General features: G+C 45.1%; 20 protein-coding genes and 1 other RNA gene. 6 read left to right on the top strand and 15 right to left on the bottom strand.

All coding sequences use genetic code 11. The annotated features are described in order from the left end of the window. Positions 1-133: 133 nt before the first annotated feature. The 7 genes from BN3261_RS03550 to BN3261_RS03520 all read right to left on the bottom strand — a co-directional run bounded on the left by BN3261_RS03550 (position 134) and on the right by BN3261_RS03520 (position 6,521). Positions 134-1,294 carry an FtsW/RodA/SpoVE family cell cycle protein gene (locus BN3261_RS03550; RefSeq protein ID WP_044960979.1) on the bottom strand — a complete coding sequence of 387 codons (1,161 nt, stop codon included), beginning with the start codon at positions 1,292-1,294 and terminating at the stop codon, positions 134-136. Positions 1,295-1,410: 116 nt separating this feature from the next. After that, positions 1,411-1,756, bottom strand: a transfer-messenger RNA (tmRNA) gene (gene ssrA / locus BN3261_RS17060). Between the two features lie 260 nt (positions 1,757-2,016). Then, the gene (efp, locus tag BN3261_RS03540; protein ID WP_015524430.1) at positions 2,017-2,574 is read right to left on the bottom strand and encodes an elongation factor P; all 558 of its coding nucleotides are present in this window, start codon (positions 2,572-2,574) and stop codon (positions 2,017-2,019) included. Between the two features lie 86 nt (positions 2,575-2,660). Continuing rightward, positions 2,661-3,170 carry a shikimate kinase gene (locus BN3261_RS03535; RefSeq protein ID WP_015524429.1) on the bottom strand — a complete coding sequence of 170 codons (510 nt, stop codon included), beginning with the start codon at positions 3,168-3,170 and terminating at the stop codon, positions 2,661-2,663. Continuing rightward, on the bottom strand, positions 3,167-3,673 hold the full coding sequence (locus tag BN3261_RS03530; RefSeq protein ID WP_015524428.1) for a YqeG family HAD IIIA-type phosphatase: 507 nt from the start codon (positions 3,671-3,673) through the stop codon (positions 3,167-3,169). Before BN3261_RS03530 ends, BN3261_RS03535 begins: the two co-directional genes overlap by 4 nt. A gap of 21 nt (positions 3,674-3,694) precedes the next feature. Then, positions 3,695-5,056, bottom strand: coding sequence for a citrate/2-methylcitrate synthase (locus BN3261_RS03525; protein WP_015524427.1), 1,362 nt, complete (start codon positions 5,054-5,056; stop codon positions 3,695-3,697). A 247-nt stretch (positions 5,057-5,303) separates the two neighbouring features. Then, positions 5,304-6,521, bottom strand: a complete 1,218-nt coding sequence (locus tag BN3261_RS03520) for an aminotransferase class I/II-fold pyridoxal phosphate-dependent enzyme (protein WP_015524426.1) — start codon at positions 6,519-6,521, stop codon at positions 5,304-5,306. A 220-nt stretch (positions 6,522-6,741) separates the two neighbouring features. Here BN3261_RS03520 and gdhA point away from each other — a divergent pair, with 220 nt between their 5' ends. Then, entirely contained in the window at positions 6,742-8,076 is a 1,335-nt protein-coding gene (gene gdhA / locus BN3261_RS03515; protein WP_015524425.1) for an NADP-specific glutamate dehydrogenase, read from the top strand. A gap of 191 nt (positions 8,077-8,267) precedes the next feature. Here gdhA and nrdR read toward each other — a convergent pair whose 3' ends face one another. Continuing rightward, positions 8,268-8,717: a transcriptional regulator NrdR gene (nrdR, locus tag BN3261_RS03510; protein ID WP_021976805.1), complete on the bottom strand. Its 450-nt coding sequence runs from the start codon at positions 8,715-8,717 to the stop codon at positions 8,268-8,270. Between the two features lie 138 nt (positions 8,718-8,855). Here nrdR and BN3261_RS03505 point away from each other — a divergent pair, with 138 nt between their 5' ends. Continuing rightward, entirely contained in the window at positions 8,856-9,110 is a 255-nt protein-coding gene (locus BN3261_RS03505) for a YlmC/YmxH family sporulation protein (protein WP_015524424.1), read from the top strand. Between the two features lie 113 nt (positions 9,111-9,223). Further along, the gene (sigG, locus tag BN3261_RS03500) at positions 9,224-10,003 is read left to right on the top strand and encodes an RNA polymerase sporulation sigma factor SigG (RefSeq protein ID WP_059085475.1); all 780 of its coding nucleotides are present in this window, start codon (positions 9,224-9,226) and stop codon (positions 10,001-10,003) included. Between the two features lie 64 nt (positions 10,004-10,067). Here the strand turns inward: sigG and pap are convergent, their stop codons facing one another. Further along, positions 10,068-11,540, bottom strand: a complete 1,473-nt coding sequence (gene pap, locus BN3261_RS03495) for a polyphosphate:AMP phosphotransferase (protein WP_059086857.1) — start codon at positions 11,538-11,540, stop codon at positions 10,068-10,070. A gap of 269 nt (positions 11,541-11,809) precedes the next feature. On the opposite strand from pap, the gene BN3261_RS03490 reads away from it, so the two are divergent. After that, on the top strand, positions 11,810-12,178 hold the full coding sequence (locus BN3261_RS03490; RefSeq protein ID WP_015524421.1) for a hypothetical protein: 369 nt from the start codon (positions 11,810-11,812) through the stop codon (positions 12,176-12,178). A 20-nt stretch (positions 12,179-12,198) separates the two neighbouring features. On the opposite strand, the gene BN3261_RS03485 is transcribed toward BN3261_RS03490, so the two are convergent. Next, the gene (locus BN3261_RS03485; protein ID WP_059085474.1) at positions 12,199-13,380 is read right to left on the bottom strand and encodes a PP-loop family protein; all 1,182 of its coding nucleotides are present in this window, start codon (positions 13,378-13,380) and stop codon (positions 12,199-12,201) included. A gap of 214 nt (positions 13,381-13,594) precedes the next feature. On the opposite strand from BN3261_RS03485, the gene BN3261_RS03480 reads away from it, so the two are divergent. Next, positions 13,595-15,727, top strand: coding sequence for a glycogen debranching protein (locus BN3261_RS03480; protein WP_059085473.1), 2,133 nt, complete (start codon positions 13,595-13,597; stop codon positions 15,725-15,727). A gap of 59 nt (positions 15,728-15,786) precedes the next feature. Further along, on the top strand, positions 15,787-16,611 hold the full coding sequence (eutJ, locus tag BN3261_RS03475) for an ethanolamine utilization protein EutJ (RefSeq protein WP_059085472.1): 825 nt from the start codon (positions 15,787-15,789) through the stop codon (positions 16,609-16,611). On the opposite strand, the gene rlmD is transcribed toward eutJ, so the two are convergent. The 5 genes from rlmD to BN3261_RS03450 all read right to left on the bottom strand — a co-directional run bounded on the left by rlmD (position 16,608) and on the right by BN3261_RS03450 (position 22,655). After that, on the bottom strand, positions 16,608-17,780 hold the full coding sequence (gene rlmD, locus BN3261_RS03470) for a 23S rRNA (uracil(1939)-C(5))-methyltransferase RlmD (RefSeq protein WP_059085471.1): 1,173 nt from the start codon (positions 17,778-17,780) through the stop codon (positions 16,608-16,610). The genes eutJ and rlmD overlap by 4 nt on opposite strands. Before the next feature lie 102 nt (positions 17,781-17,882). Then, positions 17,883-18,728: a class II fructose-bisphosphate aldolase gene (locus BN3261_RS03465; RefSeq protein WP_059085470.1), complete on the bottom strand. Its 846-nt coding sequence runs from the start codon at positions 18,726-18,728 to the stop codon at positions 17,883-17,885. A 160-nt stretch (positions 18,729-18,888) separates the two neighbouring features. Further along, positions 18,889-19,788, bottom strand: coding sequence for a myo-inosose-2 dehydratase (gene iolE, locus BN3261_RS03460; protein WP_015524415.1), 900 nt, complete (start codon positions 19,786-19,788; stop codon positions 18,889-18,891). 25 nt (positions 19,789-19,813) lie between these two features. After that, positions 19,814-20,827: an inositol 2-dehydrogenase gene (gene iolG / locus BN3261_RS03455; protein ID WP_015524414.1), complete on the bottom strand. Its 1,014-nt coding sequence runs from the start codon at positions 20,825-20,827 to the stop codon at positions 19,814-19,816. Positions 20,828-21,611: 784 nt separating this feature from the next. Continuing rightward, the gene (locus BN3261_RS03450) at positions 21,612-22,655 is read right to left on the bottom strand and encodes a LacI family DNA-binding transcriptional regulator (RefSeq protein ID WP_021651739.1); all 1,044 of its coding nucleotides are present in this window, start codon (positions 22,653-22,655) and stop codon (positions 21,612-21,614) included. Between the last annotated feature and the right edge of the window lie 11 nt (positions 22,656-22,666).

Below are 22,666 nucleotides of genomic sequence, written 5' to 3'. Positions count from 1 at the left end.
TTCTCCTTTAATCATTACAGATCGAATCTGTTTCCTCTTTTTGAGCAAAGTATATAGTCTGCAAAAACAGTTGTCAAGAGGATTTTCCCAAAAAATGGCTCCAGAGCAAAAATATTTTGATTTTAAAACTATTTTACTCTTGAAATTTTATCTGACGGGCCACGCTGAGAGCTATTGCCATCTCCAGCATCAGGAACACAATGGACGTTCCTCCGTAACTGATAAAGGGCAAGGTAACACCTGTATTGGGCATCAGATTCAATACAACAGCAATGTTAAGGATCACCTGCAGCGCAATATGTATAAAAATCCCGGTAACGATCAGTGAGCCAAACAGATCCGGTGCATTCTGCGCAATAAAAAACAACCTGTACAAAAGATATCCGAACAGGATCAGTACAAAAATCCCTCCGAAAATTCCAAGCTCCTCACAGATAATGGAAAAGATCATATCATTTTGTGCTTCCGGAACACTTCCAAGCTTCTGGATACTATTTCCAAGCCCGCGGCCAAAAAGCCCTCCGGAGCCAATGGCATACAATGCCTGCAGCGTCTGATAACCGCCTTCATCGGAATATTTCTCAGGCTGAAGCCATACAAGTACTCGCATAACACGGAAGCTGTCACTATTCTTGGTCGTCGCAACCAGAAAAAGTACTCCGATCACAATAAGGATCACTCCTGCCGCTGCCACAGCAATAAACGGACGCATATCCGGATGTGCCACAAACACCATTCCAACTGTTATTCCCAAAATGATCATGGCTGTACTCAGGTTATCTGTAAGTATATAAGCCGCAAGCGCAAGTCCTGCCCCCGGAAGTCCCAGGATCATACAGCTCTTTAAAGTTTTCACCTTTCGTCCCATTTTTCCGATCATGTAAGCCATCATGATAATAACCGCGATCTTTGCCAGCTCGGCAGGCTGAAAGTTGATCGGTCCGATATACAGCCATCTGGTAGCACCATGAGAGGAATGTCCCAGCGGAGTCCGCACAAGTCCCATAAAGATCAGCGAAGCCACATACAACGCAGTTGTAAAAGGAAGAAGGATATGATAATCCAGTATTTTTGAAATAAATAACGCTCCGATCAGACATGCTGCACTGATCAGTGCCTGTTTCTTAAAATAAAACATATCGTTGCCATAATTCACTTCTGCCATATATGAACTGGTGCTGTAAAGCATGACCAGTCCAAAGCACACCAGCAGTACAATAACAGCTACCAGATTATAATCATAATAATCAGATTTCTTATTCTGCTTTTTTCTGTTAAGCAGAGTTTTTTTCATTCTATCACCATCGCTTTCTGTATCTGCGAAGAATTTCCTGATATCCACGAGTAATAAAGAAAGTAAAAAAAATTCCCGGAAAGCCGCATAAATGCTGTCTTTCCGGGACGTTCCATAAATGGACCTGAGGGGAATCGAACCCCTGTCCGAAAGCCTATCCCTTAAGGCATCTCCCATCACAGTCGCTGATTTAACATTCCCTCAGCAGTACGCCCACCGACAGGCTTACTGCTTCAGTAGCTTCATGATACATCTACCGGGGCAAAGCTTACCCGGCAAGGTTTCTCACATGGTCGACGCCAGATTCCCGATGTGTGAGTGCAACGGGGCTGACGAGCAGCTTAGGCTGCTAACGCTAACTTTTCGTCTGCGTTTATATTTAGTTCCCGGTTGGTACGCAGTCCAGGAGTCTGCGGATGGCTTCCCTAACTTCAAAGCCCCCGTCGAAACCAGTACAAGCCCTTAAAAGACTTCTGTGACAGGATCATTTCCGGTCATCTCTGGTGGACAGACGAACTTCTTAGTCAGTTTTTTGACTGGGTTTAATTATACCAGAATGATTTTTCGTGTCAAGGATATTTCAAAAAAAGTCCAGACTGTACAGTTTTTCTTACCTGTACAGTCTGGAATATGCATTCAAACTTTGGTATTTTAAATACTATCAAAATGATCTTTTAATTTTATGGCACAAAAAAACCCGCTTACGCGGGTTTTTTGCTGCATTATACACGTGAGAGATACTCACCTGTTCTTGTATCGATCTTCAGTTTGTCGCCCTGGTTTACGAACAGAGGAACCTGAACCTGTGCACCTGTCTCAACAGTTGCCGGTTTGGTAGCACCCTGTGCTGTATTTCCTGCGAATCCTGGCTCTGTCTCAATAACCTCAAGCTCTACAAAAAGAGGTGGCTCGATTGCGAATACCTCTCCGTTATGAGAGCAAACCTTAACCATCTCATTATCCTTAACAAATTTCAGAGAATCGCCAACCTGCTCCTCTGTAAGACCAACCTGATCATATGTCTCTGTATTCATGAAGTAGTATAAACCACCATCCTGATACAGATACTGCATATCTACACGCTCAATACGTGCTGCCGGGAATTTCTCTGTAGGACGGAAGGATTTCTCTACTACAGAGCCTGTGATAATGTTCTTGTATTTTGTTCTTACAAAGGCTGCGCCTTTTCCTGGTTTTACATGCTGGAATTCAACGATCTGACATACGTTTCCATCAATTTCAAGTGTGATACCATTTTTGAAATCACCTGCTGAAATCATAAATATTTCCTCCTTAATATATGCGGTTCTTTTTCGCTATGGATTATTCTATAATACCTTTTGCCATTTTTCAACTGTTTTTTTGTTTAAGCCTTCAATTTTTCTTCAATTTCTGCGATCAGCTCATCAAAAGGCTTCACTCCTGTGACAACTTTAATGTCCGCAAACTTCTCATAAACCGGATCTCTCTGTTTCAGAAGTTTCTTGATCTTCTCTTCTTTATTCTCAGTTCCTTCCAATGTGGGATTGTTACTTCCTTCCAGACGTTTGATCAACGTTGCAGCAGATCCCTTCAGATAGATGATCGTTCCCATACTCTGGAGATATTTCTGGTTCTGCTCCTGAAGAGGCAATCCCGCACTTACAGAGATTACCTTCCGTTCGCTGTCTGTGGACAGTTCCTTGACTGCCATAGTCTCCAGCGCACGGTAAAATGCTTCTCCAAAGCGTTCAAATACCTCCTTTACTGACATGTTCATTTTTTTCACGATCAGTCTGTCCACGTCAATAAACGGAAGCCCCAGGTCCTTCGCCAGTCTCTTTCCAACTCGTGTCTTTCCTGAACCCATAAAGCCGATGATTACAATATGGTTCATGAATTCTTTCCCTCCTCTTTTTGGTAAAAATGTAATACTATTTTTTCCAGATATCGCTTCAGTACGATCTGGATCTCCTCTTTTGGATGAATCGGTTTCACAAGGATCGTCCGGATCCCTGCTCTCTTTGCTCCATAAATATCCGTAAACAACTGATCTCCTATAAAGATCGTCCTGTCAAGATCGATTCCGATCACCTGGCAGGCTTTTTTATAATTTTTCACAGCCGGTTTATGGGCATTTTCTATAAAATCCCCCTCTACTGCTTTGGCAAAGGGCTCCACACGAGGTTTCTGGTTATTGGATACAAAACAGTATCGAAACCCGAGAGTCCTCAGCTTTTCAAACAGTTTCTTTGCCCGGTCATCTGCCGGTGCCCCGTGGGGAACAATGGTATTATCGATATCAAAGAGCAGCCCTCTGTATCCTTCTCTGTAAAGCTTCTCATAATCGATCCCATACGCAGAATCCAGATATTCATCCGGAAAAAAGCATCTGAACATCTATTCCACCTCAGTCCTTTCCTATCGCTCGCAAAGAGGAATATACTCTGCTTCCGGAAGGACATTCTTATATGCGGGACGGATGATCTTATCCACATTGATAAGCTCTTCCATACGATGTGCGCTCCAGCCTACGATACGTGCAATAGCAAACATCGGTGTGTAAAGCTCCAGCGGCAGATCCAGCATGCTGTAAACAAATCCGCTGTAAAAATCCACATTGGCACTGACACCCTTATAGATCTTACGCTCCTCTGCGATAACCTTTGGTGCAAGACGCTCTACTGCAGCATACAGCTGATAATCCTTCATTCTGCCCTTTTCTCTTGCAAGCTGTTCCACATAGCCTTTAAAGACTTCTGCACGTGGATCTGAAACAGAATAGATCGCATGTCCCATACCATAGATCAGTCCACGTTTATCAAAGGCCTCTTTATGAAGAAGCTTCTTAAGGTATGCACTGATCTCCTCTTCATCACTGTAGTCATGTACGTGTTTACGCATATCGTTAAACATTTTTACGACTTTGATGTTGGCACCGCCGTGTTTCGGGCCTTTCAGAGAACCTAGTGCTGCCGCGATCGCAGAATACGTATCTGTCCCGGAAGAGGAAACCACATGTGTAGTAAAAGTAGAGTTATTACCACCGCCATGCTCCATATGAAGGATCAGAGCAATATCAAGGATCTCTGCCTCCAGTGCCGTATACTTCTTATCCGGTCTTAACAGACGCAGGATATTCTCAGCTGTGGAAAGCTCCTTTTTAGGCTGATGGATATAAAGACTCTCGCCTCTCTCATAGTGGTTATAGGCCTGATATGCATAAACAGATAACAGCGGGAAAACACTGATCAGGTTGATACACTGACGGAGCACATTCTCCAGTTCAATATTATCCGGGTCTTTGTCGTAGGAATAAAGTGTCAGCACGCTTCTTGACAGAGCGTTCATAATATCTCTGGATGGTGCCTTCATAATGACATCCCTTACAAAATTCCGCGGAAGCATACGCTGGTTCGCAAGAATCCCGGAAAATCCATTCAGTTCTTCCTGATCCGGAAGCTTTCCGAAAAGAAGCAGATAGGTTACTTCCTCAAAGCCGAAGCGCCGGTCATTGATAAAACCATTTGTCAGATCCTTAATGTCATACCCGCGATAAGAAAGCTTACCTGCGCAGGGAACCTCTTTTCCGTCCACGATCTTCGTTGCCTGGACATTGGAGATCTGGGTCAGTCCTGCAAGGACACCCTTTCCATTCAGGTCACGCAAGCCTCGCTTGACATCGTATTTACCATATAAAGACAGATCCAGTTTGTCATTCTCACGACAGATCTGGGTAAGTTTCTCAATCTCAGGTGTCACTTTCATGTTGAATTTGCTCATCAGTTATTTCCCCTTTCGATTTCTGTTTTATTGCTGTTCGATAACGGTCCCTCCTCATTCCCCTCTCAAGCAATTCTGGTCTTATTTGTATATCCCGGCGTAGCTGGCCGGGATATTTCAGATATATTATAACATTTTTTTCGGTTCCGGTCTATGCCGAAAATATAACCGAATACCTGCTTTACAGTTTATCGGTTATGAGCAGGCAGCGAATGCGGATCGCAAATCTCTTCTTGTCTATCTGCGATCAGCCCTGCTTATATGTAGCAAAGAACTCTTTCATCTTCTTCATTGCCTTGTCAAGCTGGCGGATATCCGGCAGATAAACAATACGGAAGTGATCCGGCTGGTTCCAGTTGAATCCCTTGCCCGGAACAACAAGCACCTGTTTCTCATGAAGAAAATCCAAAGCAAACTGTTCATCATTGAAAATATTGAATTTCTCAGTATCGATCTTCGGGAATATATAAAATGCCGCATGTGGTTTTACAACGGAAATTCCCGGAATATCATTCAGTGCCTTGTAAATAAAGTCTCTCTGCTCATAAACACGTCCGCCCGGCTGCGTATATTCATTGACACTCTGATATCCGCCAAGTGCAGTCTGTACAATGGACTGTGCCGGAACATTTGAACAGAGACGCATGGAAGAGAGCATATTGATTCCCTCTATATAACCCTTCGCCTTACTTTTTGCACCACTTAAAATCATCCATCCGATGCGGAAACCTGCGATCATATGAGACTTGGACAATCCTGAAAATGTTACACAGAACACATCGGGTGCAAGGGATGCAATCGATGTATGTTTATATCCATCCATAACAAGACGGTCATAGATCTCATCAGAAAAGATGATCAGCTCATTTTCTCTTGCAATGTCTGCAATCTGTTCCAGGATCTCCTTCGGATATACTGCACCTGTAGGGTTATTGGGATTGATGATAACGATCGCCTTGGTCCTTGGTGTGATCTTGCTCTTGATATCCTCAATATCCGGATACCAGTCAGACTGTTCGTCACAGATATAATGAACTACATTTCCGCCTGCCAGTGTTGCAGTAGCTGTCCACAGCGGATAATCCGGAGCCGGGATCAGGATCTCATCCCCGTTATCAAGCAGCGCCTGCATACAGAGGTTGATCAGTTCACTGACACCATTTCCCGTATAAATATCATTAATGGTAACTCCCGGGATCCCGCGAAGCTGTGCATACTGCATGATCGCTTTTCTTGCAGAAAAAATGCCCTTGGAATCGGAATATCCCTGGGAAGTACGAACATTACTCAGCATATCCAGGATCACTTCCTGAGGTGCTGAAAACCCAAATGGATACGGATTACCAATATTCAGCTTCAGAATCTCCATTCCATCTTCTTCCATTCTGGCAGCCTCATCCACAACCGGTCCGCGCACATCGTACAGCACGTTGTCAAGCTTTGATGATTTCCCGAATGTTCTCATAAAAACCACTCCTCTTCTAATTTTCACTATTATTTAACCATTTTAATTTCATAGTCAAAAAATATTTATTCTATATCATCTCACATTTAGGCTTTCAACGCAAGAAATAAAAATTTAAAAAAATCAAATTTAGCACTTCCCTTTTTTAGCATGTTAATGTATAATAGCACTCGAATTTAGTTTTCAACGCAATTTAATATGTGATGAGGAGGAAACAACAATGTCTTACACAGAAGAAGTTTATGAAAGAGTTGTAGCACAGAATCCTGGCGAGCCAGAATTCCATCAGGCAGTTAAGGAAGTTCTCGATTCCCTTAAAGTCGTAATTGACAAAAATGAGGAAGAGTATCGTAAACTTTCCATCCTTGAGCGTCTTGTAGAGCCAGAGAGGATCATCTCCTTCAAAGTACCGTGGATCGATGATAACGGAACTGTACAGGTTAACAAGGGATATCGTGTTCAGTTCAACAGCGCCATCGGACCATACAAAGGCGGCTTAAGATTCCATCCTTCTGTAAATCAGGGTATCCTGAAATTCCTTGGTTTTGAGCAGACCTTTAAAAACTCTCTTACAGGCCTTCCGATCGGCGGTGGAAAAGGTGGCTCCAACTTCGATCCTAAGGGTAAATCTGACAGAGAGGTTATGGCATTCTGCCAGAGCTTTATGACAGAGCTTTGCAAATATATCGGCGCAGATACAGATGTTCCGGCTGGTGACATCGGTGTCGGCGGACGTGAGATCGGTTATCTCTTCGGACAGTATAAGAGAATCCGTGGCCTTTATGAGGGTGTCCTTACAGGAAAGGGTCTTTCCTTCGGAGGTTCCCTGATCCGTACAGAGGCTACCGGTTACGGTGTTGTATACATGCTCAACGAGATCGCCAAAGCTCACAATGATTCTGTAGAAGGAAAAACAATCGTTGTAACAGGTTCCGGTAATGTAGCTATTTACGCTGTTGAGAAAGCTACTCAGCTTGGTGCCAAGGTTGTTGCAATGAACGACTCCAACGGATATGTCTACGATCCGAACGGAATCAACCTTGACGTCGTAAAGGATATCAAAGAAGTAAAACGTGGACGTATCAAAGAATATGCAGACCGTGTTGAGGGTGCTACCTACACTGAGGGACTTGGCATCTGGAATATCAAATGTGATATCTACCTTCCATGCGCTACTCAGAACGAGCTTGGTCTTGACGGAGCTAAAACACTGGTTGCAAATGGCTGCAAATACGTCGTTGAAGGTGCAAACATGCCTACTACTCTTGATGCAACAACATACCTTCAGGAGAACGGTGTTCTCTTCATGCCTGGTAAAGCCGCAAACGCTGGCGGTGTTGCCACATCTGCACTTGAGATGAGCCAGAACTCCATGAGACTTTCCTGGACAAGAGAAGAGGTTGATGAGAAACTCCACAACATCATGATCGATATCTTCCACAAAGCTGATGACGCTGCTAAACGTTACGGTATGGAAGACAACTATGTTGTAGGTGCAAACATCGCCGGCTTCGAAAAAGTTGTTGACGCTATGAAAGCTCAGGGTATTGTTTAATTAAGTTTCCTGAATCATTAATGTATATTTATAGCAGGGACCGCAGAGGATTTTTCCCAGGCGGTTCCTGTTTTTTTGTATCCACTTTTACGATCTCTGAAAAATCGAACATTCATGTTTCAAAAAAGGCCGGTTGTCTTTTGACAATCGGCCTGAAATCTCCTGCATTTGCGGTCTATTCATTTAATCTCTTAATTGATCAGCTTCTTCAGCTCATCCATAAAGGTACTGACATCTTTAAACTCTCTGTATACAGACGCAAAGCGTACATACGCCACCGCATCCAGATCCTTCAGATGCTCCATAACGATCTCTCCGATCTTGGTACTGCTGATCTCACGGTCTTCTGACCGGAAAATATCTCCTTCTATGGAATCGATCATCTCTTCCACTCTCTCAATGGGAATGGGGCGCTTATAGCAGGCACGAAGAACACCATCCTGGATCTTGGAACGTTTATAGCTTTCCCGGTTCTGATCCTTCTTGATCACAGTCAGCGGAATCGTTTCCACCTTCTCATAAGTTGTAAAACGCTTTCCGCAGGCATCACAGAGACGGCGGCGGCGGATGGAATTGGTATCCTCTACAGGTCTGGAATCTACAACTCTTGTATTATCCTGGTTACAGAACGGACATCTCACGGAACTCTCCCCCTTTCCGGATCAGTAAATCATTACTAAATTCGTTTTTATTATAAAATAAATGCACATAATGTGTCAATAATCGGACTTGCATAAATTTTACAGATTTTCCATAAAATCATACCAGGTGATGAATTTATGCGCATCTGTGAGCTGAAACAAAAAGAAGTGATCAATATCCATACCTGCCGCAGTCTTGGCTGCCCTCTTGATGTGGAATTCTGCTGTGAAACCGCACGTCTGAAAGCCCTGATCATGCCGGAACCTGGAAAATTTTGCTGGTGTTTTTCCAAAGAAAATGAATATTCCATTCCATGGGACTGCATCCGCCAGATCGGCGAAGATATCATCCTTGTTGATTTCCGTAATGAAAAACTGCTGTCCGGAGAATAAATACCTCCTTATTGTCAAGGCCCTTTATTTTTTATATTTTCCCTGAAAAAGTATATTTCAGCCGCCCTCTGAGAATCATCTTAATGTACTGACAAGACAAGGAGGATTCTAAGATGGCACTGAATAAAGTTGAAATCTGCGGAGTAAATACCTCAACCCTTCCCATTCTCGATCAGGAAGAAAAGGCGGAGCTCTTTAAAAGAATCAAAGCTGGCGATGAAGAAGCCAGGGAATTGTACATCAAAGGCAATCTGCGGCTTGTTTTAAGCGTGATCCGGCGTTTTCAGAACAGCAGTGAAAATCCGGATGACCTTTTTCAGATCGGCTGCATCGGCCTGATCAAAGCGATCGATAATTTCGACACCACTCTTCAGGTAAAATTTTCCACCTATGCAGTTCCCATGATCATCGGAGAGATCCGAAGATATCTCCGTGATAACAACAGCATACGGGTCAGCCGTTCTCTGCGGGATATCGCTTACAAAACCATCTATACCCGGGAAAACTATATGCGGCAGCATCTCAAAGAGCCTACCATTGCAGAAATCGCTGATGAGATCGGTATCGACAAGGAAATGATCGTCTATGCCATGGATGCGATCCAGAGCCCGGTAAGCCTTTTTGAGCCCGTGTATTCCGAAGGCGGAGATACCCTATATGTTATGGATCAGATCAGTGATAAAAAGAACCTGGAAGAAAACTGGGTGGAGGATATTTCTCTTCGAGATGCCATGAACCGGCTTGGAGAGCGTGAACGTCACATTATCGATCTCCGCTTCTACGAGGGAAAAACCCAAATGGAGGTAGCTGATGAGATTGGTATCTCCCAGGCTCAGGTCAGCCGACTGGAAAAACATGCTCTTCGCAGTATGCGAAACTATCTCCGGAATTGATTCATCTCTCTTCAGACAAAAAGCTGCAGCAGAATATCTGTTATCCTGCCGCAGCTTTTATCTCTTATTTCAGCGCTTTCTCAATTTCTTCGATCACGATCCGAAGCGCCTTCAGCCTTGCATATTTCTTATCTACGGATTCCAGAATGTGCCATGGTGCATAAGCAGTACTAGTTTTCTGAAGCATCTCATCTACTGCTGTTTCATACTGATCCCATTTTTCACGGTTTCTCCAGTCCTCATCCGTGATCTTCCACTGTTTTTCCGGATTGCTCTGGCGGTCGTTGAACCTGGCAAGCTGGGTGTCCTTATCAATGTGGACCCAGAATTTCACGATCACAGCGCCCCAGTCAGAAAGCTCCTTCTCAAATTCATTGATCTCATTGTAGGCACGTCTCCAGTCATTCTCGCTGCAGAAGCCCTCCAGACGTTCTACCATCACTCTTCCGTACCACGTCCGGTCAAAAATGGCAATGTGACCATCCTTGGGAAGCCTTGTCCAGAAACGCCACAGATAATGACGGGCTTTTTCATGAGGCTCCGGACTTGCGATAGGATGTACCTCAAATCCACGGGGATCAAGAGCCTCCGTGATCCTCTTGATATTTCCTCCCTTTCCGGCAGCATCCCAGCCTTCATAGGTGATGATCACAGGCACTCTTTTTCGGTAAAGACGGTTATGCAGGCTTCCAAGTTTTGCCTGCAGTTCCTTAAGCTCTGCCTTGTACTCTTCATCCCCCACTTCTTTTCCATCCAGAGGAATCTCGCTTAATCTGGGCATCTCCACCAGAGGAAAAACATTCTGTAGGATCGGCACTGCATGTTTGCTGTTTTCCATGGCAACCTCTATATTGCTGATCATGGTTTCCAGTACCTGCAGTTCTGCCCACTTCCGGTCACCGGCATCGACAATATACCATGGAGCCGCAGATGTATTGGTATCCTGCATATACTGGTCGAAAATCTTTCTGCACTTCTTATAATGATCATTCTGCCAGAGATCATATTCATTGACTCTCCATCTGGTATCCTTGCTTTCCAGAAGGATGCCCATACGTTTTTCCTGTTCTTTCCGATCGATCTGCATAAAAAATTTCAGGAGTACATATCCATTATCCGTCAGCTGACGTTCAAATCTCCGGATACTGTCAATCCGTTTTGAATAATTGTCACCCTTCAGCTTTTTATCCATACGTTCACGACAGGTCTGATCCATCCATCCTGAATCCAGGAATGTAAACTTGCCCGCTTCCGGGATTTCCCTGAAATATCGGTAAAGAAATGGTTTCCGAAGGTCTTCCTCTGTAGGTGCTGACATAGTCGCAACTTTGAAGAAACGAGGATCGATATTCTTGATCACCTTACTTATGGTACTTCCTTTTCCGGAAGCTCCCCAGCCTTCAAACAGCACGATCACCGGAATCTTATGCTCTTTCAGAGCCATCTGCAATTCATATAATCTGGTTCTTGCAGCGCTTAAACGCACTTTGATATCCTCTTTTTCCCGAATCTGTTCCGGGTTCCAGTTTTTCAACATCTGCATCGTCCTTCCTTGAATTTTTTAAATATTCATATTATACCACAGAAGATCTTATTTTACGATAATTTTTACATAATTTTAACCTTTAGCCTCACAAAAGCAAACAAATTGCACAACAAAATTCATTCATAAGCATCGAAAATCTTTTTAACCTCTTGACATTTTTGTCGCCGCTTCATACAATAGACGCTGATTGTTATTTTTTTAACTTCATAAAAAAGCAGTGCCTGAAAACTGTTGAAATAATAAAGATCAAGGAGCCGATCATGAAACTCACAGAAAAACTTCTGCAGAAAATGGAACAGAAAAAAGAACTCTATGGCGATGGCATCATCATGCCGGACGGGGATTACCGTCTGATCCAGGATGGACACTTAAAAACTCTCATGTCCCTTCTTCCATATACAGAAAACGAAATCTGGAAAATGATCCCCGATGATGATTCCGCACTTTTCTGGCTGGTAGAAAAAACAAGCTGCGTACTGACCGATGTCAATTCCACTATCGGAATGAAGATGACCCCCGCACAGCAGAAAACCTACGAAGCACTTTCCAGTCGCGGGATCATCTCTGATGAATATTATGATCTTACCAAACAGCGGGAAAAAGTAAAAGCTGCCCGGGCTAACGCCTGAGCAGCTTTTATTTATATCTGTCAGTCCTCATACCCTTCCAGAAAAGAATGTTTCACTCCATCTTTTTTGTATGCGATAACTGTATGAAGATTAACATTTTCCACACTTCGGAAAATATTACTTTCTACATGTGGATTTACCTTCTTAAGTTCTGCAATCAGATTCTTGATCTCCATTCTCTTGGAAACACTGGTACCATCTGTACGGCAGGTAGTACAGGTATCGGTAAATTTACATGCACACTGGATAAAATGAAGGTCATTATAATCTCTCCAGTGTTTGATATCTGCCTCCCGGATCAGATACATAGGACGGATCAGCTGCATTCCCTCAAAATTTGTACTATGGAGCTTCGGCATCATAGTCTGTACCTGCGCTCCGTAAAGCATTCCCATCAGGATCGTCTCGATCACATCATCATAGTGATGTCCAAGAGCGATCTTGTTGCAGCCAAGCTCCTTTGCCTTGCTGTAAAGATAGCCCCTTCTCATACGGGCACAGAGATAGCATGGGGATTTTTCTATATTATAAACCGCATCGAAGATCTCAGTCTCAAACACTGTGATCGGAATCCCGAGAAGCCTGGCATTGTGCTCGATCACCGCACGGTTTGCCTCATTATATCCCGGATCCATCACAAGAAACACCAGTTCAAAGGGAAACTTGTTATGACGCTTCAGTTCCTGGAACAGTTTGGCCATCAGCATGGAATCCTTACCACCGGAAATACAGACTGCTATCTTATCTCCCGGCTTCACCAGCTCATAATCGTTGATTCCCCTGGCAAATCTGGAAAACAGCTGCTTATGGAACTTTTTGCGGATACTCAGCTCGATATCCTTCCGCCGCTGTTCCATTGCATCATTTTCCTCTTCTTCACTGTTCTCTTTACCGGATTCTTTCTGCATCTGCTGAAAAAGCCATCCTGTATATCCACCTTTCAGGCTCAGTGCGGGAATTCCTTTTTCCCGGAGCATCTCTGCACCCTCCTGGCTGAAAAGCCCTCTTGTACAGTAAAGGACCGGTATCTTATTCCCCCTCAGTTCTTCTGCCCGCTCTTCCAGTTCCTGTTCCGGAACAGAGATTGCTCCCGGGATCATTCCATATTCTACAGTTACTTTATCACGGGTATCTATCAGAAGATATTTCCCCCGTTCTTTCTCTATCTGGTCAAAAGAAATCTCCAGTGTTTCTTCATTCATACTGCTATTATTCCTTTCCTTATATTTTCAAAGTTTCTGGTTCATATTGTAAGCCTTCCCGTCAAAAACCTCAAGAAGATTTTCCCGAAGGTTCCCGCGTTATTAGAATGCTGCTGTTCACTTTGTTCTCAACAACCCAGCCTGTACTTTTTTCTGAAAATCAGTTATAATATTTTTGTTTGTAAAAAAATTTTCGCCAAGGAGGATACCGGAAATGAAAACACAGAATCAGACTATGCTCTCTGAGAATACACTGACATCCCGGCCCACAGATATTATTGCGGGATTTCCTGTACGTCCCGGGTTTTTTGAATTAAATGGCGCTACTCCTCTTTCCAACGGAGTCAACTTTACCGCACATACCCGCCACGGTACATCCTGCGAGCTTCTTCTTTTCCACTCCGGAGAAGAGGAACCCTTCGCAGTCCTTCCTTTTCCCAATGCCTGTCGTATCGGTGATGTCTACTCCATGATCGTCATGGGACTGGACATCGAAGATCTGGAGTACGGCTACCACATTGACGGTCCTTACGAACCGGAAAAGGGTCACATCTTCGATAAGACAAAGGTTCTTCTTGATCCTTATGCCAAAGCCGTTGCCGGTCAGCGTGAATGGGGCCAGCAAAAGATCGGAAGCTATCATGCCCGTGTGGTACGTGATTCCTTTGACTGGGAAGACATGCCGCAGTCCACCCGTAAGATCAGTGACCTGATCATCTATGAGCTTCACGTCCGCGGCTTTACACAGGATTCTTCTTCCGGTGTTATGCACCCGGGAACCTTTGCCGGTCTTCGTGAAAAGATCCCTTATCTCAAGGAACTGGGGATCAACGCCGTAGAGCTGATGCCGATCTTCGAGTTCGACGAGAATATGAATGCCCGTACTGTAAATGGCAAACGGCTTCTGGAATACTGGGGATACAATTCTGTCAACTTCTTTTCTCCAAACACCAGCTATGCTTCCAAGCCGGAGCATAACTGTGAGGGAACTGAGCTGAAAGAGCTGATCCGTGAGCTCCACGAAAATGGCATCGAAGTAATTCTTGATGTTGTATTCAATCATACCGCCGAAGGAAACGAGCTGGGAAAAACCTTCTGCTTTAAGGGCTTTGACAATAAGGTTTATTATATGCTGACTCCAGAGGGAAATTACTACAATTTTAGCGGATGTGGAAATACTCTGAACTGTAACCATCCCATTGTACGTCAGATGATCCTTGAATGCTTACGTTACTGGACCATCAACTACCGTGTGGACGGCTTCCGCTTCGATCTTGCCAGCATTCTCGGACGCCATGAGGACGGTTCTCCACTTAACAATCCGCCCCTTCTGGAGCTTCTCGCTTACGATCCGGTCCTTAGAAATGTCAAACTGATCGCAGAAGCCTGGGATGCCGGCGGGCTGTATCAGGTTGGTTCTTTCCCCGCCAGCCGCAGATGGGCTGAATGGAATGGCCGTTACCGTGACTGCCTCCGTTCCTTCCTGAAGGGAGATTTCTGGAATGCCTGGGACGCTGCATGGAGTATTTCCGGTTCCGGTGATCTGTACGGAGGCTTTTATTCTGATCATAATGACAATTATGCAGGATACAATTCCTGTGTCAATTTCCTTACCTGCCACGATGGCTTCACCATGTATGATCTTTATTCCTACAATGAAAAACACAACGAAGCAAACGGCTGGAATAACACCGACGGTTCCAACGATAACCGCAGCTGGAACTGTGGAGAAGAGGGCGATTCCACCAACCCCGAAGTGCTCTCCCTCCGCTTCCGCATGATACGAAATGCCTGTGCTGTACTGATGTCCAGCCGCGGAACCCCGATGTTCCTTGCAGGTGATGAATTCGGAAACACAAAACACGGAAATAACAATACCTACTGTCAGGATAACGAAACCTCATGGATCAACTGGAAGCTTCTGGAGAAAAATCACGATCTTTTTGAATTTTTCAAATTTATGATCCGGTTCCGTAAAGACCACCCTGTTATCTCCCGGAAGCTTCCCAACGCAGTATGCGGTATGGAAAATATCCACACTCATAACATTGACGCAAGGGATGTGACCATTCCAAGAGATGCCCACACCTTCGCTGTAAGCTTTGCAGGCTATGATAAGAGCAAAGGCACTGATGACCTGATCTACATTGTGATCAACGCATACTGGGAGGACGTAACGGTCACACTTCCGGAGCTTGCCCGTCCCGGTGCATGGTATCTCTGTGTCAACACGTTCGGTGACGGAAATGGCCGTTATTTCTACGAAAAAGGCCAGGAGCCACGCATTGAACACGATTTCTGCATGCGGCCCAGATCCGTTGCCATCTTTACCGGCCGCAATTATTAGAATTTATATCAGGGGCAAAATTCTTTTTGTCCCTGTCTGAAAGAAATGGAGTATTTTGAATGGAATTAAAAAACAGAACTTTGTCCAATTTTGCAGAACTTGTAGAAACAGGTGAATGTAAAAAATTCCGCGGTCGTCTGAAGACAGGCATCGACCTTGGTACTGCCAATACCGTTCTTGCCGTTGTCGACCGGAATAACCGTCCCATAGCCGGAATTTCCGCACCATCCCATGCGATCCAGGATGGAGTGATCGTCAATTACTATGAATCTGTCCAGCTTGTGACAAAGCTTAAAAATGAGCTGGAGGAAAGGCTTGGCACAGAACTTATTTACGGTGCTGCTGCCATCCCTCCAGGAGTTTCTGAGGGCAGTGTCAAAAGCATCGGCTATGTTCTGGAGGGTGCCGGTTTCGAGGTTACAAATATCGTGGACGAGCCTACTGCCGCAGCTGCTGTCCTTAAGATCACAGACGGTGCTGTTGTGGATGTGGGTGGCGGCACAACCGGTATCAGCATCCTGAAAGACGGAAAAGTTATCTACACCGATGATGAGGCTACTGGCGGCAGCCATATGACCATGACAGTCGCCGGTCACTATAAGATCCCTTATGAGGAAGCCGAAGTATTGAAAACTACTCCGGAAAAAGAAGACGAAATTTTCCCTGTGATCAAGGCCACTGTAGAAAAAATGGCTGTGATCACCGAGAAATTTCTAAAGGGCTATCAGGTTCCGGCTGTTTATGTAGTTGGCGGTTCTTCCATGTTTAAGGAATTTACTACCGTTTTTGAAAAGAGGCTGAAGCTTCCGGTATACCGTCCGGTCCATCCGCTTCTTGTTACGCCTCTTGGCATCGCATATCACTGTGAGCTGCCAAAAATCTAAGCTCTTCCCGGTCTGGTCCTACGATTCTCCAGAAGGCAAACAACCTCCACTGAATCGGTGAGTGGGAACATATCAACCGGCTGCATCTTCTTTACCAGGTAATCTCTCTTAGTAAGGCAGGCAAGATCTCTTGCCAGGGTTTCCGGGTTGCAGGATACATAAACAATTTTTTCCGGTGAAAGAGTCAAAAGGGAGTGAAGGAATTTACGGTCACTTCCGGAACGTGGCGGATCCATGAGAACAACCTCCACCTTCTCTCCCTCTGCTGCCATTCCTTCCATAAACCATCCTGCATCTCCCGGAACAAAACGAACATTACGGATCTTGTTTTCCCTGGCATTCATTCTGGCATCACGGATAGCATCACGGTTCAGTTCTACACCAATGACATCCCTGGCATTCCCGGAAGCGATGATCCCGATAGTACCTGTGCCGCAGTAAGCATCGATCACCCTCTCTTTTCCTGTCATTGCCGCAAACTCCATAGCCTTTCCGTAAAGTACTTCTGTCTGCACAGGATTTACCTGATAAAAAGAAGATGGAGAAATACGGAAGGTCAGTCCCATAAGTCGATCTTTGATGAATCCCGGTCCGTAAAGTACGATATTGCGGTCTCCAAGTACCATGCTTGTCTGTCTGTCATTGACATTGAGAACCACCGTAGTGATCTCCGGATGCTCTTTACGGAGAGCTTTTACAAAGTTATTCTTAGATGGAAATATTGGAGAAACCGTAACTAATACCACCATAATCTCTCCTGTGGAAAAGCCTCTCCGCACAAGCACATGGCGGAGAAGTCCATATCCTGTATCCTCATCATAGGTCTTGATCTTAAAGGATTTCAGCATACCACGTATGGTACGGATGATCTCCTGACTTTTTTTATCTTCGATCATACAGTCATCTACGGAAACGATCCTATGACTCTTCTCCTCATAAATCCCGGAAATTACGTTTCCCTTCCGGTCACGGCCAAAGGCTGCATGAACTTTGTTTCTGTAATAATAAGGATCTTCCATTCCAATGATCGGCTCTACTTTTCCGAATTTTTTCAGAAGGCCTTCTGTAATTCTCTGTTTCCTGCGAAGCTGCTCCTGATAGGATACACCCTGATAACGGCAACCGCCGCATTTCTTCGCAACTGAACAGACAGTCTCTTTCTGTTCCATTTTTATCTCTCCTCTTTTATGGGCACAAAAAAGATGTTCCCAGTTATTTTCACTGAGAACATCTTATCAGACCTTTTCTTTTTTTACAAGAAAATCCTTGGCCTACTCCTGATATGGCTTATTAAATACAAGAATATGTCTCTTCACATTCTCGTAAGTACCCTGGACCATAGCCTCATTGAGGTCAAAGAAATTATGCTTGTCTGTTGATTCCATATATTTCTCCACATGAGCTGTCAGGCTGTTAAAGCTTGCTGTGGCAATATTCACCTTACGGATGCCAAGAGAGATCGCCTTCTGGAAATCTTTATCGGTGATGCCACTGCCGCCATGAAGAACCAGCGGAATATCCACTTTCTCATGGATCTTCTCCAATACATCAAAAGCAAGCGTCGGCGCTACCGGATAATTACCATGGGCATTCCCGATGGCAACTGCAAGCGCATCAATACCTGTCTCTCTTGCGTAAACGACCGCATCATCCGGATCTGTGCAGCGGATACCGTGGTCACAACTTCCATCCTCACTTCCGCCCACAAGTCCCAGCTCAGCCTCAACTGTAGCGCCGTATTTACGTGCTTTCTCCACAACGGCCTTTACTCTGGCGATGTTTTCTTCAAAAGGAAGCGTAGAAGCATCCAGCATAACCGATGTAAAGCCAAGCTCCAGAGCCTTGTCAACCGTCTCAAAAGTAAGACCATGATCCAGATGGACAGCCACATCCACCTTAGCCTCCTTTGCAGCCTGTACCATCATCGGTCCCATCAGGTGAAGCGGAGAATTTTTCAAACGCACCTCCGCGATCTGAAGGATGATCGGAGTATCCAGTTCTTCTGCTGCACGGATCGCACCTCTTACCATTTCCATATTACCAACACTGAAAGCACCGCAGCCAATATTTTTCTCTTCGGCACGTCTCAGCAGATCTTTCATTTTCACAAGTGCCATGATTCGGCCCTCCTGTCCTGTTTATCGTACACTGTTTGCATCTTCTTACAGAAAAAAGCGGTGTCAAAGCACTACTGGCTGATACCGCTTTTTCTATGCAAAGCGGACATCTTTATTCCGCTTAACTGTACATCAGCATGCACCTATTTCCCTGTCGTAATTATAAGCCTGTCTTCTCAGCAATGAATTTTCTTGCACGGATCGCATACTCAAGCGGATTAGCCTTAGCCGGATCCTGCTCAGCCTCAACAACCATATATCCCTCGTAGCCTGCATCCTCGAGAACCTTGAAGATTGGATCATAGTTGATGCATCCATCTCCCGGAATCGTGAAGGCACCGGCTCTTACGCCTGCAAGGAAGCTCATGTTTTCTTTCTTAACCTGCTCAACAACTTCCGGACGGATATCCTTCAGATGAACATGTTTGATCCTGTGAACATATTTCTTTACAACCTCAAGAGGATCCTCTCCACAGTATGTAAAGTGACCGGTATCAAAAAGAAGACTTACATATTCAGGATCTGTATTCTCCATCATACGGTCAACCTCAGCAAGGCTCTGTACAACAGTACCCATATGATGATGGAAAGTAAGAGCAATACCATACTCCTCTTTTGCGATCTTACCAAGCTTGTTCATACCTGTGCAGAAGGTATCCCACTCTTCGTCATTCATCTCATATTTATGTCCGAAAATCGGAGTATCCATCTGGCCCTGAACACTGTGGCTCTGCTCAGATGCGCCGATCACTTTCGCGCCCATAGCTTTCAGGAAAGCAAGCTGTGCACGGAACTCCTTCTCAACCTCCTCAAACGGTTTGGTGATCAGGAAGCTTGAGAACCACTGGTTACAGATCTCAACACCACGAAGCTCAAGAGCCTTCTTAAGAACCTCAGGATCCTTCGGATACTTGTTACCCACCTCGGAGCCTGTGAAACCGGCAAGAGCCATCTCACTGACGCACTGCTCAAAAGTATTCTCTTTGCCAAGATCCGGCATATCATCATTTGTCCATGCAATTGGTGCAATACCAAGCTTTACTTTATTCTTATCAAACATTGGTCAATTCTCCTTTTTATTTGAATTATTCCATAATCTCAGAAATCTTAACCGGTCTGTGCTCCTCACTGGATTTCTTAGCTGCAAGACCCATTAATACCGGTTTCAGACCATCATAAACATTAAGAGGTGTCTCTTTGTCATTAACGATCGCATCAATAAATGCTGCAACCTCTTTACCATAAGCATCCATGTATCTCTCAAGGAAGAAGAACATCGGCTTCTCACCTGTAACACCCTCAGCATTGCTGATCACTGTGGAAGACTGGCTGTCATTGGAAATAGCAGCCATACCATCAGAACCGAAAACCTCAGCTCTCTGATCATAGCCATAGGAAGCTCTTCTGCAGTTATCGATAACAGCAATAGCACCATTCTCCATCTGAAGAGTGATAACAGCTGTATCAACATCCCCAGCCTCACCAATAGCCGGATCAACCAGATTTGCGCTCTGAACATAAACCTCTGTAGCATCGCAGCCTGCAAGATAACGAACCATATCGAAATCATGAATTGTCATATCCAGGAACATGCCACCGGAAACCTTAACATAATCAATGCTAGGCGGCTCAGGATCGCGGGAAGTGATCTTGATGATCTCCGGTTTACCAACCTTACCAGCTGCAACAGCCTGCTGAAGAGACTCAAAGTTATGGTCGAATCTTCTGTTAAAACCAACCTGATATTTCAGATTTGTGCCCTCAAGAGCATCGATAACCTCTTTGATCTTGGCAATGTCATGATCGATCGGTTTCTCACAGAAAACATGCTTGCCAGCCTTGATAGCCTCTACAGAAATCGGAGAATGAGTATCTGTAGAAGAACAGATCAGAACTGCGGAAATCTCAGGGTCGTTGATGATCTCCTTATAATCCTTAGTCGTGTGCTCAACACCCATGCTCTTAGCCCATGCAGCAGTCTCATCATTTAAGAAAGGATCTGCAACCGTCTTGATCACCGCATCCGGCACCCTTGTTGTGATACTGGTAATATGAACTCTACCAATTCTACCTGCTCCGATAATACCAACTTTAATCATAGTTTTGATCTCCTTTTGATTTATTTTCCCAATGTAATCTCCTTGCGTGTCCGAACACGCTCTTTATGCTTAATATAATATCATCGCAACACACAAATCGCAACCCCTAATATTGTACAATATCACCATCTTTTTTCTATTAAAAATGACGAGAACTATTTTTAGCCACAATATGCAATATTTTTAGGTTAACTTCACCGAAAATATCTCCAACACATCCCCATGCAATCACCCTAATCATCCCACATCCCACCACCCTCCAAACATCCAGCACAGCATCACAGCTCACATCCCTTCCAGCATCCAGCACAGCATCACAGCTCACATCCCTTCAAACATCCAGCGCAGCATCACAGCTCACATCCCCTCAAGCATCCAGCACAGCATCACAGCTTACATCCCTTCAAGCATCCAGCGCAGCGCCGATGCCCAAACTCTCCCTGCAAACAGGCGCAAACTCAGCCCTTGCAGTCGTCCAGCGCAGCGCTGACGACCCACAACCTATCGTCAAACGACATTTTTTCTCGCTGGAAGCACCAGCCGCGGAAGGGGATGCTGTCTGGCTCTGCTTCTGCAGGAGGGGAGCTGATTCTTGGACGGCGGGAATCTGCGTTGTTTTTCAAAAGTCCGCTGTCTGAGCGGCAGCAGGCCGTGAGTTCGGACTTTTGAAAAACGCTTTTAGCAGATTTCCGGCGTCCTAGAAGCCAGCCCCCGACGAAGCCGCAGACCAGACAGCATCCCCTTCCGCGGCGTCCCTCCGCACAAAAAAAGAAGACACCCCACTTCAGTGTCTCCCCTCCGGAATCGTATACTCATTCCTTATATATATTTCCGTAAAAATCTTCGCCCTCTCCGGCGCTTCCCCATTAAACAGCAGCCGGAACAAAATCATCACCGGCTCATACCCCTGTATCCTGGCATCCTGCCCGATCAGGAAATGAATAAATCCTTCCCTCATCAGCTCATAATTCCGCCCCATAAAATCATTGGCAACCATCTTCACCTGACCAGCTTTCCCCGCTCCGGCAATTGCCTCACACACCCCTTCCTCCCCATGAGAAGTAAGATATATCCCGTCAAGATCCGGAACATCCTTAAATATCCCTTCCGTAATTTCCCTGGCCCTGCCATTCTCCTCAAAGCAATACTCCGGCCCAATGATCTCAATCCCAGGATACTTCCGCGCAATTTCCTCACGGAATCCAACCACCCTGCTACTCAGAGAAGTATTGGTACTATAGCCGGAAATCACAACAACCTTTCCTTTTCCACCGGTCAGCTCCCCCATAAGCCCCGCAGCCGCACGGCCACACTGCACACCGTTCTGCCCTACAAAACAAAGCCGTTTCGTATCCTCCACATCCGAAGTAAACGTCACCACCGGGATCCGAAATTCCTCTACAAACCGGTCAATTTCCCTTTTCACACGTTCCTCATCCAAAGGAACCATGGCAATACCACGAACCTCTTCCATCCGCATCTTCTCCATGGCGAGAATAACATCCTCCGCATTCTGATGCTCGATCTTATGGACCAGGACTGTACCACCAAGATTATCCACCTCAGCGCACGCCTCCTGGATTCCCTTCAGAACTTCTTTCATAAAAGGTGTTTCCGCACCCTGCAGGATCACGCCGATCTTAATATTATTTCTGCTCATGGATAGAGCACGGCCCAGTTGATTCGGCTTATACCCCATCTCATCAGCGATGGCACGGATCCTCTCAGCAACCTCCGGACGGATCCTGCCCCTGTTATTTAACGCTCTGTCAACAGTACCTCTGGAAACACCGGCAGCTTCCGCGATCTGCCTTATAGTAACTCCCATACTAAGCACCT

It is taken from the genome of Blautia massiliensis (ex Durand et al. 2017) (genome assembly GCF_001487165.1).
GTDB classification, from domain to species: domain Bacteria; phylum Bacillota; class Clostridia; order Lachnospirales; family Lachnospiraceae; genus Blautia_A; species Blautia_A fusiformis.
Note: the sequence above shows the minus strand (reverse complement) of the source record. Positions and strands in the feature narration are given on the sequence as shown.

Excerpts from the sequence above, each read along its gene's own strand:
- eutJ (WP_059085472.1), top strand. The coding sequence starts at position 15,787 with ATGGAATTAAAAAACAGAACTTTGTCCAATTTTGCAGAACTTGTAGAA.
- BN3261_RS03505 (WP_015524424.1), top strand. The coding sequence starts at position 8,856 with ATGCGCATCTGTGAGCTGAAACAAAAAGAAGTGATCAATATCCATACC.
- BN3261_RS03465 (WP_059085470.1), bottom strand. The coding sequence starts at position 18,728 with ATGGCACTTGTGAAAATGAAAGATCTGCTGAGACGTGCCGAAGAGAAA.
- BN3261_RS03520 (WP_015524426.1), bottom strand. The coding sequence starts at position 6,521 with ATGAGAACATTCGGGAAATCATCAAAGCTTGACAACGTGCTGTACGAT.
- iolE (WP_015524415.1), bottom strand. The coding sequence starts at position 19,788 with ATGTTTGATAAGAATAAAGTAAAGCTTGGTATTGCACCAATTGCATGG.
- sigG (WP_059085475.1), top strand. The coding sequence starts at position 9,224 with ATGGCACTGAATAAAGTTGAAATCTGCGGAGTAAATACCTCAACCCTT.
- rlmD (WP_059085471.1), bottom strand. The coding sequence starts at position 17,780 with ATGGAACAGAAAGAGACTGTCTGTTCAGTTGCGAAGAAATGCGGCGGT.
- BN3261_RS03490 (WP_015524421.1), top strand. The coding sequence starts at position 11,810 with ATGAAACTCACAGAAAAACTTCTGCAGAAAATGGAACAGAAAAAAGAA.
- BN3261_RS03535 (WP_015524429.1), bottom strand. The coding sequence starts at position 3,170 with ATGAACCATATTGTAATCATCGGCTTTATGGGTTCAGGAAAGACACGA.
- iolG (WP_015524414.1), bottom strand. The coding sequence starts at position 20,827 with ATGATTAAAGTTGGTATTATCGGAGCAGGTAGAATTGGTAGAGTTCAT.
- gdhA (WP_015524425.1), top strand. The coding sequence starts at position 6,742 with ATGTCTTACACAGAAGAAGTTTATGAAAGAGTTGTAGCACAGAATCCT.
- BN3261_RS03550 (WP_044960979.1), bottom strand. The coding sequence starts at position 1,294 with ATGAAAAAAACTCTGCTTAACAGAAAAAAGCAGAATAAGAAATCTGAT.
- BN3261_RS03525 (WP_015524427.1), bottom strand. The coding sequence starts at position 5,056 with ATGAGCAAATTCAACATGAAAGTGACACCTGAGATTGAGAAACTTACC.
- BN3261_RS03485 (WP_059085474.1), bottom strand. The coding sequence starts at position 13,380 with ATGAATGAAGAAACACTGGAGATTTCTTTTGACCAGATAGAGAAAGAA.
- BN3261_RS03450 (WP_021651739.1), bottom strand. The coding sequence starts at position 22,655 with ATGGGAGTTACTATAAGGCAGATCGCGGAAGCTGCCGGTGTTTCCAGA.
- BN3261_RS03530 (WP_015524428.1), bottom strand. The coding sequence starts at position 3,673 with ATGTTCAGATGCTTTTTTCCGGATGAATATCTGGATTCTGCGTATGGG.
- efp (WP_015524430.1), bottom strand. The coding sequence starts at position 2,574 with ATGATTTCAGCAGGTGATTTCAAAAATGGTATCACACTTGAAATTGAT.
- pap (WP_059086857.1), bottom strand. The coding sequence starts at position 11,540 with ATGTTGAAAAACTGGAACCCGGAACAGATTCGGGAAAAAGAGGATATC.
- BN3261_RS03480 (WP_059085473.1), top strand. The coding sequence starts at position 13,595 with ATGAAAACACAGAATCAGACTATGCTCTCTGAGAATACACTGACATCC.